Origin of the sequence: Enterobacter sp. MGH119, from assembly GCF_001037675.1 — a bacterium.
Taxonomy (GTDB): domain Bacteria; phylum Pseudomonadota; class Gammaproteobacteria; order Enterobacterales; family Enterobacteriaceae; genus Enterobacter; species Enterobacter hormaechei_C.
Map to the genome: position 1 here is coordinate 1,297,835 of NZ_KQ089929.1, position 15,899 is coordinate 1,313,733.

The window sequence follows — 15,899 nt, forward strand, 5'->3', positions numbered from 1 at the left end:
GTGTCATATACTCTTTCGCAACACAGGTTTGACTCCGCGGCGGTGCGCCCCCGGAGCGAGATTTCCATATCCTTCCCAACTTAAAGACTAAGACTGTCATGAAAAAGACGAAAATTGTTTGTACTATCGGCCCGAAAACCGAATCCGAAGAGATGCTGAGCAAAATGCTGGATGCCGGCATGAACGTGATGCGTCTGAACTTCTCCCACGGCGACTATGCTGAACACGGCCAGCGTATCCAGAACTTGCGCAACGTGATGAGCAAGACCGGGAAAAAAGCGGCAATCCTGCTCGACACCAAAGGTCCTGAAATCCGCACCATCAAACTGGAAGGCGGTAACGACGTTTCCCTGAAAGCGGGCCAGACCTTCACCTTCACCACCGACAAATCCGTTGTGGGTAATAACGAAATCGTTGCCGTGACCTACGAAGGCTTCACCAGCGACCTGTCTGTTGGCAACACCGTGCTGGTAGATGACGGCCTGATCGGCATGGAAGTGACCGCTATCGAAGGTAACAAAGTTATCTGTAAAGTGCTGAACAACGGCGATCTGGGCGAAAACAAAGGCGTCAACCTGCCGGGTGTGTCCATTGCTCTGCCAGCGCTGGCTGAAAAAGACAAACAAGACCTGATCTTCGGCTGCGAACAAGGCGTGGACTTCGTTGCTGCCTCCTTTATCCGTAAACGTTCTGACGTGGTTGAGATCCGTGAGCACCTGAAAGCGCACGGCGGCGAGAACATCCAGATCATCTCCAAGATCGAAAACCAGGAAGGCCTGAACAACTTCGACGAAATCCTCGAAGCGTCTGACGGTATCATGGTAGCGCGTGGCGACCTGGGCGTTGAAATCCCGGTTGAAGAAGTGATCTTCGCGCAGAAGATGATGATCGAGAAATGTGTTCGCGCGCGTAAAGTGGTTATCACCGCAACGCAGATGCTGGACTCCATGATCAAAAACCCACGCCCTACCCGCGCTGAAGCAGGCGACGTTGCGAACGCCATCCTCGACGGTACCGATGCCGTTATGCTGTCTGGCGAATCTGCAAAAGGGAAATACCCTCTGGAAGCGGTCAGCATCATGGCGACCATCTGTGAGCGTACCGACCGCGTGATGAAAAGCCGTCTGGATTACAACAACGACAGCCGTAAACTGCGCATCACCGAAGCCGTGTGCCGTGGTGCGGTAGAAACCGCCGAGAAACTGGAAGCCCCGCTGATTGTCGTGGCGACCCAGGGCGGTAAATCTGCGCGTGCCGTGCGTAAATACTTCCCGGATGCGACCATTCTGGCGCTGACCACCAACGAAACCACCGCGCGTCAGCTGGTGCTGAGCAAAGGCGTGATCCCACACCTGGTGAAAGAGATTGCCTCTACCGATGATTTCTATCGTCTGGGTAAAGAAGTGGCTCTGGAACTGGTTGATTGTGGCCTGGCTCAGAAAGGCGACGTGGTGGTTATGGTTTCTGGCGCGCTGGTTCCAAGCGGCACCACCAACACGGCATCTGTCCACGTGCTGTAATATTTCACGAACAAATTATTGTTTTGTTAAAAAGCGTCCTTCGGGGCGCTTTTTTTATTCCCGCCTTTAACCAGAACTATTCAAAAAGCAAATCGGGTTTTTCTATTTAATCGCGATTTATCTAAGATGAATCCGATGAAAAATGCCTTTTTTAACATAGCTTTTTCGTCAAAATTGCCGATTTCGTTGCTTCTTTGAGCGAACGATCAAAAATAGGCGTAATCCCATCAAAAAAATATTCTCAACCCAAAAAACTTTGTGTAATACTTGTAACGCTACATGGAGATTAACTCAATCTAGAGGGTATTAATAATGAATCGTACTAAACTGGTACTGGGCGCGGTAATCCTGGGTTCTACTCTGCTGGCAGGTTGCTCCAGCAACGCTAAAATCGATCAGCTGTCTTCTGACGTTCAGACTCTGAACGCTAAAGTTGACCAGCTGAGCAACGACGTGAACGCAATGCGTTCCGACGTTCAGGCTGCTAAAGACGACGCAGCTCGCGCTAACCAGCGTCTGGACAACCAGGCTACTAAATACCGTAAGTAATAGTACCTGTTAATAAAATGGCGCACATTGTGCGCCATTTTTTTTGCCTTCGTCAAACCTCTACTGAAGCGCTTTCTCTCCCTCGTCTTCCGCCACCGCCGCTGAGACACGACTATTCTGAACCGACAGGACAGAATTGCTGGCTGACGAACCATTGCCTGTTGAAACGGCAACCGGGATCCCGGCTCTGCGCGCCAGGGCTTTATCGATAAGCGTTTTATCGCTACCTGACTCCGCTGCAAAAGCGGTAAACGCCGCCGAGTGCGTGAACGGCACCGTCTGTGGGTTTTCGCCCTCAGCCTGCGCCAACGGCCTGTGCACTTCGATATAACGTTTGCCGTCCGGCTCGACGGAGAACTTCACCGGCTCATTGATAATCTGCACCCGCGTGCCGACGCGAACTTGCTCAAACAACGCTTTGATATCCGGCGCGTTCATCCGCATACAGCCCGAGCTGACCCGCAGCCCTACGCTGTCCGGCGCGCTGGTGCCATGAATAAGATATTCCCCATTCCCGATACCCAGACGAAGCGCAAAGCGCCCCAGCGGGTTATTTGGCCCTGCGGGTACCACAGGCGGCAGTTTAATTCCCTGGGCCAGTGAGCGCGCTCTGATACCCGCTGTGGGGGTCCAGGTAGGGTTAGGGATTTTCTGACTCACACGGGTGGTGCTGACCGGTGTTTCCAGCCCAAGCTGACCAATACCCAGCGGATAGACCTGCACGATATTTTCGCCAGGCGGATAGAAGTAAAGACGCAGCTCCGCCAGATTCACCACAATGCCCTCGCGCTCGGTGTCCGGCAGTAGCATCTGGGAAGGGATCGTAATGACCGTTCCTGGCGCAGGATTCACCGGTGCAATGGTATTATTGGTTTCAAGGATGAGCTGTGCGGCGGTATTAAACCGACGAGCGATAGACTGAAGTTTATTGTCCCCTTCCTGAATGGTGTATGTCTGGTTTTGCCCAATCAGGCGGCTGCCTGCGGGCGGTAAAGGATAATCAACCGCCCTGGCTGAATTAACAGCACTGAGCGAACCAAGGAGTAATAGAGTTATTAGAGACGCGCGCTTCATGCTGAGATTCCTTATTCACTGACCAAACGTCAGAAAGCTGAAAAACCAGCGAGGTGGAAACCACCCCGCGAAACAGAATGAATGCTGTTCTGTCAGTTTAGCTAAGGATTGCGGCTTTGGCGCGTATGGCGCGGATCATCGCTTCCAGTCCCTGGGATCGGGACGGGGTGAGGTGTTGGGTTAAGGCCATTTTTTCAAACCACGGGCGAACGTCAAAGGCGACAATATCCTGCGCCGACATCTGGTGATAAAGAATAAATACGACGGCAATAAGCCCCTTCACAATGGCGGCATCGCTGTCACCCTGTAAATCGATTACGCCATCATCCGTCTGCTGCATCTGGATCCAGACCTGGCTCTGGCAGCCCTGAATGATGTTGTCCGGGTTATGCGCCTCTTCGCTGAGCGGCGGCAGGCGCTGACCCAGTTCGATGATATAAAGGTATTTCTCTTCCCAGTTCGCGCAACGCCCAAAGTTGCGCAGCAATTTATCTCTGTCCGGCAAATCTGCCATCTCTCGCCTCTCCGTTAGCCAAGCAGCTGATGAATACGTTTTAATCCCGCCACCAGTCTGTCGACCTCTTCCGTTGTGTTGTACATCACCAGCGATGCGCGGCACATGGCCGGTACCTCATAATACGCCATCAGCGGCATCGCGCAGTGATGCCCGGTACGCACAGCGACGCCGTAATTATCAAGGAAACTGCCCACATCATAGGCGTGATGCTTGCCGAGGTTGAAGGCTATCACACCCAGACGGTCAGCAGGACCATATAAGGTCAGGTCCGGGACGCTGACCAGCTCCTGCAAGGCGTAATGCATCAGCAGCTGTTCGTACTCCTGAATCGCCGCCAGCCCCGTTTCAGAGACGTAGCTAATGGCCGCGCCCAGCCCGATGATCCCGCCCGTGTTGGGCGTACCCGCCTCGAAGCGCCAGGGCGCACGGGCGTATGTTGTGCCGTCCGTCAGGCTGACGGTGGCGATCATTGACCCGCCCCCTTCCCACGGCGGCATGGCCTGGAGAATGTCCTCTTTCACATACAACACGCCGATGCCCGTCGGGCCATACAGCTTGTGCCCGGAGAAGACGTAGAAATCGCAGTCCAGGGCCTGAACGTCAACCGCATGGTGCATCACCGCCTGGGCACCATCAATCAACACTTTCGCACCGGCCTGATGGGCTTTGTCGACGATCAGCGCCACCGGATTTTCCGTGCCCAGCACGTTTGAAACGTGGGTCACCGCCACAAGCCGCGTTCTGTCGTCCAGCAGAGCGTCCAGCTTTTCCAGCTGGAGCGTGCCGTCTTCATTCAGGGGGATCACCCGCAGTTGCGCCCCCACACGCTCGCAGAGCATCTGCCAGGGCACGATGTTGGCGTGGTGCTCCATCTGGGTGATGATGATGTTATCCCCCGCGTGCACCTGCGCATTACCCCAGCTGTTAGCCACCAGGTTGATCCCTTCGGTGGTGCCACGCACAAACACCAGCTCTTCCGGCGAACGCGCGTTGAGGAAGGCCGCAACCTGCGTGCGCACGTTTTCCATGCGCTGGGTCGCCTCGGCGCTCAGGGTGTGGATCCCGCGATGTACCGCCGCATAACCGTGGCGGTAAAACTCGGCTTCCGCATCCACCACCTGATTCGGTTTTTGCGCGCTGGCCGCACTGTCGAGATAGGCCAGCGGCAGACCGTTCACTTCACGGGTCAGTACCGGAAAATCTGCCCGGACTTTCTCTACGGGAAATGTCATGCTTCGCCTCCAGGCAGTCGCTGACCGATACGGGCCAGCACCTGCTGTTTAAGTCCGCCATCGGGCAGCGCTTCCGTCAGCTCAGCCGCAAAGGCGTAAATAATCATCTTTTGCGCGGCCTGCTGGTCTATCCCGCGCGAGCGCAAGTAGAACATCTGCTCATCGTCAATACGCCCGACCGTCGCGCCGTGACTGCATTTCACGTCGTCCGCATAGATTTCCAGCTGTGGTTTGGTGTCCACCTCTGCCAGACGTCCCAGCAAGAGGTTGTTGTTGGTCATCTGCCCGTCAGTTTTGATGGCGTGCTGCGCCACGTTGATCAGGCCGTTGAACACCGCACGTCCTTTGTCGCTGACGATGGTTTTGTGCAGCTGACGGCTGTTGCAGTAGCCTTTGTTATGCTCAAGCCAGGTGCGCGTGTCGCACACTTCTGACTTCACCGGCATCGCCAGGCTGTTAATACGCAACGTAGTGTTTTCACCGTTCAGCTGGGTGCTGGTATTGTGGCGCAGCACCGCGCCGCCAAGCAGAAAACTGTGGCTGTACGCCGCGGCATCCTGGCCCAGCAGAATATCGTTGTGGGCGAAGTGGTGACTGAGCGGATTCTCAAACGCCAGCTTGATGTGGTGCAGCTGGGCATTGGCCGCCACGTTCATCGTCAGACGCGAACCGGTAAAATGACGGGTGTCGTTAAGGCTGACGTAATGCTCGATCACCGTCGCCTCCGCCCCTTCTGCCAGCTCAAGATGGTGGCGATAGTGGGCGGTGTTAATCTCATCACCCGCAACGCCCTGGGTGATATGCATCAGCAGCAGCGGTTTCGCCGGACGCTGGTTACGCTTAACGCGAATATGGGTGACAGATTGCGACAGGCTCTCTGTCAGGTGCAGGAAGACTTCAGGCTGAACGGGCGCGTTCAGCGACTGACGTTCATCGTTAATGACGATATCGAACCCGCTCTCCTGCACGCTGTCGCTCAGCTCCGCACGGAACAGACCGTCGACAAACACCAGACGCACGGCATCCACGCTCAGCGCCAGCATGTCGCGCTGATCGGGGCTGACCTGCGCCAGACGGGTGACAAACTCGCCGTTCAGCAGGCCATCCAGCGGGGTATATTTCCAGTTCTCATGTTTACGCGTCGGTAAACCGAGACGCAGCATCTGCTGGAGATGGTGCTGAGCCTGTTCAGAGCGCGCTCCAGCCTGCGCTTCAAACAGCCGGTGCCACTGCTGAAGTGCATTACTGCTGTTCGGTAAGCCAGCCATAACCCTGCTCCTCCAGTTGTTTAACCAGCGTAAAGTCACCGGATTTCACAATGCGTCCCTGGTAAAGCACGTGGACATAGTCCGGTTTGATGTAGTCCAGAATTCGCTGGTAATGTGTCACGATGATAAATGAGCGGTTGCCGTCACGCAGGGAGTTCACCCCGTCGGCAACGATCTTCAGGGCATCGATATCCAGCCCTGAATCGGTCTCATCGAGAATGCACAGCGCTGGCTCCAGAACCGCCATTTGCAGAATATCGTTACGTTTCTTCTCACCGCCGGAGAAACCCACGTTTACCGAGCGGGTCAGCAGATCTTCCGGCATTTTCAACAGCTTGATCTTCTCTTCCATCAGATCCTGGAAGTCAAAGCGATCCAGCGCCTCAAGGCCGCGATACTTGCGCACCGCGTTCAGCGCGGTTTGCAGGAAGAACTGGTTGCTGACGCCCGGAATTTCCACCGGATACTGGAAGGCCATAAAGATGCCCTCGCCGGCACGCTCTTCCGGCGACATCTCCAGCAGATCTTTGCCGTTAAACTCAACGGAGCCGCTGGTAACTTCATAATCTTCGCGTCCTGCCAGCGTCGCTGAAAGCGTACTTTTCCCGGAGCCGTTTGGCCCCATGATGGCGTGAACTTCCCCCGGTTTGACGTCAAAATTGAGGCCACGCAAGATCTCTTTCTCTTCCACGCTAACCTGTAAATCTTTAATGCTTAACATGTGCTTTCCTTAACCGACGCTGTGTTCAAGACTAATGGCGAGGAGTTTCTGGGCTTCAACGGCAAATTCCAGCGGCAGTTCAGAGAACACGTCCTTACAGAAGCCGTTAACGATCATTGAAATCGCATCTTCTTCACTGATCCCGCGTTGCAGGCAGTAGAAAAGCTGATCTTCACCAATACGTGACGTAGTTGCCTCATGCTCAAGCTGGGCGCTGTTATTGCGGCATTCGACATACGGGAAGGTATGCGCCCCGCAGTCCGCGCCAATCAGCATGGAGTCACATTGGGTGAAGTTACGCGCGTTGGTTGCCGTCGGCATGATTTTCACCAGACCGCGATAGCTGTTCTGGCTGTGACCGGCAGAGATCCCTTTGGAGATGATGGTCGATTTGGTGTTTTTACCGATGTGGATCATCTTGGTGCCGGTATCGGCCTGCTGATGACCGCTGGTCAGCGCCACGGAGTAAAACTCACCGATGGAGTTGTCGCCGCGCAGAATACAGCTCGGGTATTTCCAGGTAATGGCGGAGCCGGTTTCTGACTGCGTCCAGGACATTTTGCTGTTTTCGCCTTCGCACAGCGCACGCTTGGTGACGAAGTTCAGAATACCGCCGGTGTTACCGTCGCCCGGGAACCAGTTCTGTACCGTAGAGTACTTCACTTCCGCATCTTTATGGATGATGACCTCCACCACCGCCGCGTGCAGCTGGTAGCTGTCGCGCACAGGAGCGGAGCACCCTTCGATGTAGCTAACGTAGCTGCCTTCATCGGCCACCAGGATGGTGCGTTCAAACTGGCCGGTTTTTTCCGCGTTGATGCGGAAATAGGTCGAGAGCTCCATCGGGCAGCGCACGCCTTTCGGCACGTAGATAAAGGTACCGTCTGACGCCACCGCCGCATTCAGTGCCGCGAAGAAGTTATCGTTACTGGGTACCACGGTGCCAATGTACTTTTTCACCAGCTCCGGGTGATCGTGAATGGCTTCCCCGAAGGAGCAGAAAATAATCCCCTGCTCCGCCAGTTTTTCACGGTAGGTGGTTGCCACCGAGACGGAGTCAAAAATGGCATCTACCGCCACCTCTTTGCCTTCGCGCACGGGCACGCCGAGCTGATTGAACGCCTCTTCCACCTCTTTACTCAGGAAGCTGTTCTCGGCACCGGTTTGCTGTACCGCACCGGGTTGCGAGGCGCAGGTATCATCACAGCTGCCGCAGGAGGGCGCAGAGTAATAGCTATAATCCTGATAGTTCAGCTTATCGTAATGCGCTTTCAGCCAGTGGGGTTCTTCCATCTCCAGCCACGCGCGGAATGCGCTCAGGCGAAACTCCAGCATCCACTCCGGCTCGTTACGTTTCGCCGAAATGGCGCGCACGACCTCTTCGTTGATGCCTTTCGCCAGTTCATCGGTTTGCAGCTGCGTGAAGAAACCCTCTTTATAGTTGAGGTGTCCGCCGCTCCAGGTGTTTACATCACTCGTTGCTTCAGTATTACGAGACATAGTACCGCCTATACCCCAAAGCTTTCGCCGCAGCCGCATTCGTTCTGGGCTTTCGGGTTATGAAATTTGAATAACTGGTTTAAACCTTCCCGAACGTAGTCGACTTCGGTTCCATCGATAAACGGCATCGCCTGTAGTGCGACGTATAACTTTGCACCGTCGGTTTCAAAGACCAGATCGTCCTTTTCAGGTTCGGTTACGGTATCCAGCACGTAGCCAAATCCCGCGCAGCCAGTCTGCTTAACGCCTAAGCGTACGCCGAGGATGTCGGGATTTTTTGCCACCAGCTCATGAATATGCGCCGCCGCCGCGGGCGTCAGCGTTAAGCCACGCCAGGCAAAATCGGCCGGATTGAAGGTTTCTGAATGCAGTTCCATAGGTCCACCTCATCTGATAAGCCACCAGGGCATAACACCATGTTAGTGATAACGATTATCACTTCAACCCCCTGCGAGCAGGGGCTTTGGGCTAAACCGCCCTTTTTGGCTACTTTCATTAAGCATAGACCCTGTGACGGGATGCGGATGGGATGGTTAGATTTGTTCAATGCATTGATAAATAATGCTTTTCATAAGAAAGGCGGTGAGGTAGCGGGCAATGATAAAAATTGTATTGGAAATACCTATTTTTAAAATAGCTAAAGTACGCCCAGGCACCAAATACATTATTTACGTATGCCTCCCCCTTAAGCCAGGTTCTTTTTAATCCTTTTTTGCCTTACCTGGGTGCGCATAAAGACGTTTAATGGATGAGTTAACCATTATTAATTAGTCTGATAGTGGTTAAATTCCGCTCATGATTATTTACATAAACTCGTCCCTTTTCGGCGTAATGTTTCCCTTTTTAACCACTCATTCAGTAAGGGATCAAATTATGTGGAGTGCCCATAAAGCCGCAGTTCATGCTCGCCAGCATGCAGGTCAGCATAGCCAGAAAAGATGTGCAGAATTTGTTTCAATAGCAATTCGTGCCGGTGGTGCTAATCTACAGAACACGCATTATGCTAAGGATATGAAAAGCAATTTAATTCTGGCGGGCTTCCACCAGGTTTACGGTGAGCCTGTTGAGGGCGATGTAGCGGTGATCCAGCCCACAGCGCACCACCCCTATGGTCACGCTTGCATCTATGGAGGGAACGGCGTCTGGTACTCTGATTTTGTTCAGCGAACAATGTATCCGGGAAAAGAATACCGGGAAATGAAGCCAGCATATGCAATTTACAGGCATGACTGACATGAAAAAAATAATCCTGGCGCTCCTGCTTCTGCCCACTCTCGCATCCGCTGCACAGAAGTTACCCCCTGAGGTATCCGCTGCCCTTCAGTTTAATAAGTGGTACATCTCGCAAATTATTACCGGGAAAGAGCCCCTGAAAAACTATGAAGCGCTGAGGCCATATGTAACCCGCGAAACCATCAGCAAACTCAAAGCCATAGATAAGCTGGATCCAGAAGAATATGACGTGCCTGACGTCGATATGTTCATCAAGGCTCAGGGATATGAAGATGACTGGGACATCGTCAGTGCGCGGGCGCTGGATTACGATGCCGCCTGTATGCAGGTTTATATCTCATTCGGGAAAAAGCGGGATCACACCGTGATTGACTGCATGGTCAAGGAAGATGGCGCGTGGAAAGTTGAATCCGTGGCCAGCATGAATATTTCAGACAACCTGATGATGGAATAAACCGACGATATGACAGGGGTACTGATGCTATGCATCTTCGCGGATACCCCTGTCGTATCGCCAGAAGGCTAAAAACCCGCGCTGGCGGTTTACCGTTGGCCCCCTTAACATCAGTGATGGATCGAAACGGCGAAACCCTGTTCACGCCAGTGGTCGAGCTGCTCCTGTTGACGAGGCGTAGGCGCTTTACCGGTCCAGACGAAGATTTTTTGCCCGGGGAAGAGTTCAGGACGTGGAGAATCAATCGGCTCAGCCAGCACGTCGATATGCCAGCCTTTGTAGGCAAGACGGGCCGCTTCCAGCCACAAATGCGTACGGTCGTCGCACTCCCACCCAATCAGCAGCGCATCCTTACCTGCTTTTTTTCGCGACTCACCCAGGCTTGCAACGGCAAACTCAATCAGGACACCGTCGAGCAGGCTCGCCATGTGACGCACCGTATTCTGGTCCTGGTTCATTCGCTGACGCACAGGGGTGATGATGTTATCTATCAGAACATCCATCGCATGGTCGCGGCGGAACTCGCCGATTTTGGCGCGCAGTTTTGCCGGGCTGGCATAGCGCAGAACGGTTAACATCTCTTCCTGAAACGATGCCCAGTTCCCCTGAGTCATCACTTCTGTATTTTCAAGAAGCGCTTTTACTTTACCGACCGAAACACCCGTTTTCATCAGGCGTTTGATCTCTTCGATACGCAGGATATCTTCATCGTCAAACTGACGATGGCCCCCTTCGCTTCGCTGCGGCTTCAACAATCCATAACGGCGCTGCCAGGCACGCAACGTAACGGGGTTGATACCGCATCGTTCGGCCACTTCGCCGATACTGTAATAGGCCATTAACTCCCTCACGCACAATACTTCCATACCTAACCAAACCAACCTTATCAGATTGTACAAATCATTTGTATAACTAACTCCTCGTTCTGAGACAAGTGAATGGCTCAAAGAACCACTCACTCGTTAATATATTGTTGTATAAATTTAGCCGTACGTACAGGTCACTTTTAACAGTTACGTACAGGTTTTTTATAAATCGTACTTTTTCTCGGGCCAGGCAATCGCCGGAATGCCCCCCAGACGCGGGCTGGCGAAAAGGTGACCCTGGAACTGAGAAATCCCGGCAGATTCCAGCCACATCCACTCTTCAGCCAGCTCTACGCCTACCGCACAGAACAGAATTTCCAGGGAGGCGCAGCATTTAATGATTGACTGAATGATTGCCTGACGCGGGCCGCTCTTGTGCACGTTAGCAATCAAATCACGGTTGATCTTGATTCTGTCCGGCTGGAACTGGGCCAGCAGTTGCAGACCGGCGAATCCCGCGCCAAAGTGATCGATGGCCACGCTGATCCCGGCGCTTTTAAGCTGTCTGACCGCGCTGGTGAACTCTTCGAAGCGCGAGATCGCCTCGCTCTCGGTGAACTCGACCACAATTTGCTCCGGCACAAAACCGTTCGCCTCAATTGCCGTCAGTAAAAATTCGACGGCGCCAGGAACATTGACCAGCGTCATCGGCAACAGATTAATGGACAACGTTTGAGTCTGTAGGCCCAGCGCGCTGGCCATCGACAAAGCCACCTGCTTACTCTTCAGATCCGATTCGTACAGCGCCTCACGCGACAGGTTGGCAAAGTAGCTTTCCGGGGACTCACCGGACGGCGTGCGGATCAGGGCTTCCCAGGAAACCACCTGCTGCATAAACGGATCGACGATAGGTTGAAATGCGAAACTACAGTCCGCGCCCTTTGCCACTACCGTTGGCTGGGAGGATAATGGCGTGTTTTCGGTGACAAACTCCCAGGCGTCAGCCGGAGGCAGCTCAAAGTAGTTGGCTTTTTCAGTGGCCTCAACGAAGGTGCGGAAAAATTGCAGGGCGCGATCGTTATAGGTCAGCTGATAGCGGGTTGTGCCTTTATCAAGTACCTGTTGTAGCACTTCGTCGGTGTCGTACTGACGAAGGTCAAAGAGCTCCATACCTACGTTGCCAAAACGTCTTGAAGGCCCGTGATCGCTTAACAATTCGACCACGTTGTGATGCCGTGGGTCACGGCAGATGAGCTGATAGATCTCCTTAACGTTATCAGCGGGCCCTTCAAGTAACTGAAAGAAGTGTGTGCCGTTAAACAGCAAAATCCCCGTCACATCGAACTGCCGATTTCTACAATTTGCAGCAGCGACCATGTCTTCCAGCGCTTTCACTGGAACGTCCTCGCAGATATGACTGCGGTAAATAATGGTTGTGAGCATGCTAATCCTGAAGATTGAGGGGGTGACCACGAAAACACGTGGGGAGAACTCTGTTATAGCACATTAATTACCCAATAAATAATTTACATCTCAACAATTTACATGACTTCTTTGCGCCTTTTCCGGGCTTGTACAACTCTGCAACGCCACTTCGAATTGTACAATATATTTTGTGAATTTCGCAGTAAACTGTATACATTTAACCATATGATAAATAGATACTTTATCAAATATATAATAAAATATTTAAAAAATTGTACATTTTTAATGTACAGATTTGAAAATTATGTATACCTTAAATGTAACGTTACTGATTACGAAAATTTACAGGAGCGAAACATGCAGCAGAACGGACACCTCGCAGACACAGCAACAGCAATTGCGCAGTACTTCGAAAAAGCCGCGCTTCCAACACAACAGGAAACATTGGGTCAGGTTGTTGTTGAAATCCTTAGCGACGGGCGGAATCTGAATCGCAAATCGCTCTGCACAAAACTGTTAAGTCGCCTTGAAAAGGCCAATGGCCCGGAAGAGGAGCATCATTATCACATGCTTCTTGGCCTGCTCTTCGAACGTTAATGTTATGAACAGCAGTGATGCGGACAGACTGATCGACCAGCTTATTGGAGAAGCCGCTCTTTCACTTTTGAAGGAGCGCGGTCCTGTAACGACCGAGGGATTGGTTCTGCGTCTGCGTAACATGCAAGCCTGTGAGACGGATCCCCAGCGGCGGGAGACATTAGCGAGGGTGATAGCTGAAATCAGCTCTGGCACAGTCGCTTTTAAAGGTCGCAGAACCGCACAAGGACGAATTCAGAGAGAGGGACCTCTCAAAAATAACCGAGACAATGTAGTGCCGTTATTTGGAAATGGAAAACCGTCCGATCCCAAAAAGATACATTGACTACAACTTTACAGCTACGGTGAGAACAAATGAGACAAAATATTCAGCTTCAACCCGAATACCACTCCGCCTTTTTAGATAGCGCGTTGTCGGAGTATTTCCGTCACGCAGGCGATCGCTTTGCTGAAGAGTCTGCCATTTTTTCGACTGCGGTTCGTTGTGTTCTTGCTTCCGAAGGTCATCTGACCAACAAAGCGATCATTCTCTGGCTGATACAGACGCTGGAATCCACCGACGATGTCGTTAAGGCGGATGTGATCCGCAAGACGCTGGAAATTGTCGTCGGTTACACCATGGACGATCTTTAACGCCTCACTCTTCCCATCTCTTCGGATAGCGTGTCATCGTCAATTCTGACGAACGGACTGACGATGACACGCCCTCTCTCCCCTAATGCCCTGTTAATCAAGCACGCCGAATGTGGCATGGATCCTGCTTAGTCCGCTAAGGGACTGGGCTTTCCAGTAAACATTGCTTCATTTCTTAACAGGTCTGTTATTGATGAAAAAAATCGCCAGCGTCTGCCCCTACTGCGGTGCAGGCTGCAAACTTAACCTCGTCGTTAAAAATAACCGGATTATCCGTGCCGAAGCCGCTAATGGCGTAACTAATCAGGGCACGCTTTGCCTGAAAGGGTTCTACGGCTGGGACTTTCTTAATGATACACGGCTGCTTACCCCCCGCCTGACGCAGCCCATGATCCGCTACAGCAAAGGGGAGGCCTTTACCCCTGTTACCTGGGAAGAGGCCATTCGCTATACCGCTTACAGGCTTAAAAGCATCAAAGATCAGTACGGCCCTCGGTCCATTATGACCACGGGTTCCTCGCGGGGAACGGGCAATGAGACCAACTATGTGATGCAAAAATTTGCCCGTGCGGTGCTGAATACTAACAACGTCGACTGCTGCGCCCGCGTCTGTCACGGTCCGTCCGTTGCCGGTTTACAGGAGACCCTCGGCAACGGCGCCATGAGCAATTCCATTAACGATATTGAAAACTCAAAATGCCTGCTGGTATTCGGCTATAACTGCGCCGACTCTCACCCCATCGTCGCCCGACGCGTGCTTAAAGCACGTGAAAATGGCGCGAAAATCATTGTCTGCGATCCGCGTCATATTGAAACGGCACGCATTGCCGATCTTCATCTTCAGTTAAAAAATGGCAGTAACATGGCGCTGGTCAATGCCTTTGGCTATGTCCTGCTTGAAGAGGAATTGTACGACAAAAACTACGTTGCTCGCTTTACAGAAGGGCTTGAGGCGTACCGACTGACGGTAAAAGATTACGCACCCGAGCAGGTTGAACATCTGACGGGGATCCCCGCGCGGGATGTTCGTCAGGCAATTCGCATGTTCGCAGCGGCGCCTTCAGCAACGGTGATGTGGGGTATGGGCGTCACGCAGTTTGGTCAGGCGGTCGATGTGGTGAAAGGTCTCTCCAGCCTGGCACTGCTGACCGGCAATCTGGGCCGCCCTGCCGTCGGCGTGGGGCCGGTTCGCGGGCAAAATAACGTTCAGGGCGCCTGCGATATGGGTGTTCTGCCCAATATGTTCCCCGGCTACCAGGACGTCACTGATCCGGCGGTCAGACTGAAATTTGCCGATGCGTGGAAAATCAATGTCAACCGGATGGACGATCGCGTCGGAACGCGTATCACCGAAGTGCCGCATCTCGCGCTGGAAGGTAAGATCAAAGCGTATTACATCATGGGGGAAGATCCGCTTCAGACAGAAGCCGATCTGGGTCTGGTCCGCCGCGGCTTTGAGGCGCTCGATTTTGTGGTGGTTCAGGACATCTTTATGACCAAAACGGCAGAGCTGGCTGACGTGCTGCTCCCTGCCACCTCATGGGGAGAACACGCCGGTGTGTTCACCTGTGCCGATCGCGGCTTTCAGCGTTTCGGCAAAGCCATTGAGCCCAGCGGCAATGTCAGGCGCGACTGGGAGATCATCAGCCTGCTGGCCACGGAAATGGGCTATCCCATGCATTACGAGGATAACCAGCAGATCTGGGACGAAATGCGCGAGCTGTGCCCCCTCTTCTACGGCGTGACCTACGAAAAAATGGGCGAGATGGGTCATGTGCAGTGGCCCTGTCCAACCCTCGATCATCCCGGCACTCCCTACCTGTACAAGGATAATCAGTTCGACACCCCCACTGGCAAAGGCCAGCTATTTGCCGCCCCCTGGCGCGCCCCGGCGGAGACACCGGATGCGGATTACCCGCTGGTACTGTGCACAGTGCGCGAAGTGGGCCACTACTCCTGCCGCTCCATGACCGGGAACTGCGCCGCGCTGCAAAGCCTGGCCGACGAGCCGGGCCGGGTGCAAATTAACCCGGCCGACGCGGATGAACGGGGGATTGCCGAAGGCCAGCTGGTCTGGGTACGTTCACGCCGGGGTAAAGTGATCACCCGCGCCAGCATCAGCGAGCGCATCAATGCGGGTGCAATCTATATGACCTACCAGTGGTGGATTGGCGCCTGTAATGAGCTGACGCAGGATAATCTCGACCCGATCTCCAGAACGCCGGAAACGAAGTATTGCGCCGTGCAGCTTGAGGCAATCGAGGACCAGCGCTGGGCAGAGGACTATGCCGCATCGGCGTATCAGTCCATGAAGTCGCGGTTGATCGCTGCGGTTAACGTTTAAATGCTTGCCGGGTGGCGGCTATCGCT

At 53.3% G+C, this 15,899-nt stretch carries 17 protein-coding genes; 8 read left to right on the forward strand and 9 right to left on the reverse strand.

The features are described 5' to 3' along the window. The first annotated feature begins 98 nt into the window (after positions 1-98). Both pykF and lpp read left to right on the forward strand, forming a co-directional pair. Positions 99-1,520: a pyruvate kinase PykF gene (gene pykF / locus SK53_RS06080; RefSeq protein ID WP_003857687.1), complete on the forward strand. Its 1,422-nt coding sequence runs from the start codon at positions 99-101 to the stop codon at positions 1,518-1,520. 312 nt (positions 1,521-1,832) lie between these two features. Further along, positions 1,833-2,069 carry a murein lipoprotein Lpp gene (lpp, locus tag SK53_RS06085; protein ID WP_001082307.1) on the forward strand — a complete coding sequence of 79 codons (237 nt, stop codon included), beginning with the start codon at positions 1,833-1,835 and terminating at the stop codon, positions 2,067-2,069. 60 nt (positions 2,070-2,129) lie between these two features. On the opposite strand, the gene SK53_RS06090 is transcribed toward lpp, so the two are convergent. From SK53_RS06090 to sufA, 7 genes are all read right to left on the reverse strand, one after another. After that, complete coding sequence (locus tag SK53_RS06090; protein ID WP_022650923.1) at positions 2,130-3,143, reverse strand: L,D-transpeptidase LdtE; 1,014 nt, start codon at positions 3,141-3,143, stop codon at positions 2,130-2,132. A gap of 97 nt (positions 3,144-3,240) precedes the next feature. After that, positions 3,241-3,657, reverse strand: coding sequence for a cysteine desulfuration protein SufE (sufE, locus tag SK53_RS06095; protein WP_003857730.1), 417 nt, complete (start codon positions 3,655-3,657; stop codon positions 3,241-3,243). A 14-nt stretch (positions 3,658-3,671) separates the two neighbouring features. Further along, positions 3,672-4,892, reverse strand: a complete 1,221-nt coding sequence (gene sufS, locus SK53_RS06100; RefSeq protein ID WP_003857731.1) for a cysteine desulfurase SufS — start codon at positions 4,890-4,892, stop codon at positions 3,672-3,674. After that, a complete protein-coding gene (sufD, locus tag SK53_RS06105; RefSeq protein ID WP_022650922.1) occupies positions 4,889-6,160 on the reverse strand; it encodes a Fe-S cluster assembly protein SufD in 1,272 nt (423 codons plus the stop codon). Before sufD ends, sufS begins: the two co-directional genes overlap by 4 nt. Beyond that, positions 6,135-6,881: a Fe-S cluster assembly ATPase SufC gene (sufC, locus tag SK53_RS06110; protein WP_003857736.1), complete on the reverse strand. Its 747-nt coding sequence runs from the start codon at positions 6,879-6,881 to the stop codon at positions 6,135-6,137. Before sufC ends, sufD begins: the two co-directional genes overlap by 26 nt. 9 nt (positions 6,882-6,890) lie before the next feature. Beyond that, the gene (gene sufB, locus SK53_RS06115) at positions 6,891-8,381 is read right to left on the reverse strand and encodes a Fe-S cluster assembly protein SufB (RefSeq protein ID WP_003857739.1); all 1,491 of its coding nucleotides are present in this window, start codon (positions 8,379-8,381) and stop codon (positions 6,891-6,893) included. A gap of 8 nt (positions 8,382-8,389) precedes the next feature. Then, complete coding sequence (sufA, locus tag SK53_RS06120) at positions 8,390-8,758, reverse strand: Fe-S cluster assembly scaffold SufA (RefSeq protein WP_003857741.1); 369 nt, start codon at positions 8,756-8,758, stop codon at positions 8,390-8,392. Between the two features lie 496 nt (positions 8,759-9,254). Between sufA and SK53_RS06130 the strand changes: the two genes are divergently transcribed. Continuing rightward, positions 9,255-9,614: a hypothetical protein gene (locus tag SK53_RS06130; RefSeq protein ID WP_048208801.1), complete on the forward strand. Its 360-nt coding sequence runs from the start codon at positions 9,255-9,257 to the stop codon at positions 9,612-9,614. 1 nt (position 9,615) lies between these two features. Next, positions 9,616-10,068, forward strand: coding sequence for a DUF3828 domain-containing protein (locus SK53_RS06135; protein ID WP_048208803.1), 453 nt, complete (start codon positions 9,616-9,618; stop codon positions 10,066-10,068). Between the two features lie 110 nt (positions 10,069-10,178). Here SK53_RS06135 and SK53_RS06140 read toward each other — a convergent pair whose 3' ends face one another. Together SK53_RS06140 and SK53_RS06145 are read right to left on the reverse strand one after the other, a co-directional pair. Next, entirely contained in the window at positions 10,179-10,907 is a 729-nt protein-coding gene (locus SK53_RS06140; RefSeq protein WP_003857744.1) for a MerR family transcriptional regulator, read from the reverse strand. Positions 10,908-11,096: 189 nt separating this feature from the next. Next, a complete protein-coding gene (locus SK53_RS06145) occupies positions 11,097-12,317 on the reverse strand; it encodes a diguanylate phosphodiesterase (protein WP_048208805.1) in 1,221 nt (406 codons plus the stop codon). A 339-nt stretch (positions 12,318-12,656) separates the two neighbouring features. On the opposite strand from SK53_RS06145, the gene ycgZ reads away from it, so the two are divergent. The 4 genes from ycgZ (at position 12,657) to fdhF (ending at position 15,873) form a co-directional block, all read left to right on the forward strand. Continuing rightward, a complete protein-coding gene (gene ycgZ, locus SK53_RS06150; RefSeq protein WP_003857747.1) occupies positions 12,657-12,896 on the forward strand; it encodes a regulatory protein YcgZ in 240 nt (79 codons plus the stop codon). A 4-nt stretch (positions 12,897-12,900) separates the two neighbouring features. After that, positions 12,901-13,221, forward strand: coding sequence for a hypothetical protein (locus SK53_RS23885; protein ID WP_048208807.1), 321 nt, complete (start codon positions 12,901-12,903; stop codon positions 13,219-13,221). Between the two features lie 29 nt (positions 13,222-13,250). Continuing rightward, entirely contained in the window at positions 13,251-13,529 is a 279-nt protein-coding gene (locus SK53_RS06160) for a biofilm/acid-resistance regulator YmgB/AriR (protein WP_003857748.1), read from the forward strand. A gap of 193 nt (positions 13,530-13,722) precedes the next feature. Next, positions 13,723-15,873 (forward strand): formate dehydrogenase subunit alpha, encoded by a 2,151-nt coding sequence (gene fdhF, locus SK53_RS06165; protein WP_048208809.1) that lies wholly within the window; start codon positions 13,723-13,725, stop codon positions 15,871-15,873. The last annotated feature ends 26 nt before the right edge of the window (positions 15,874-15,899 follow it).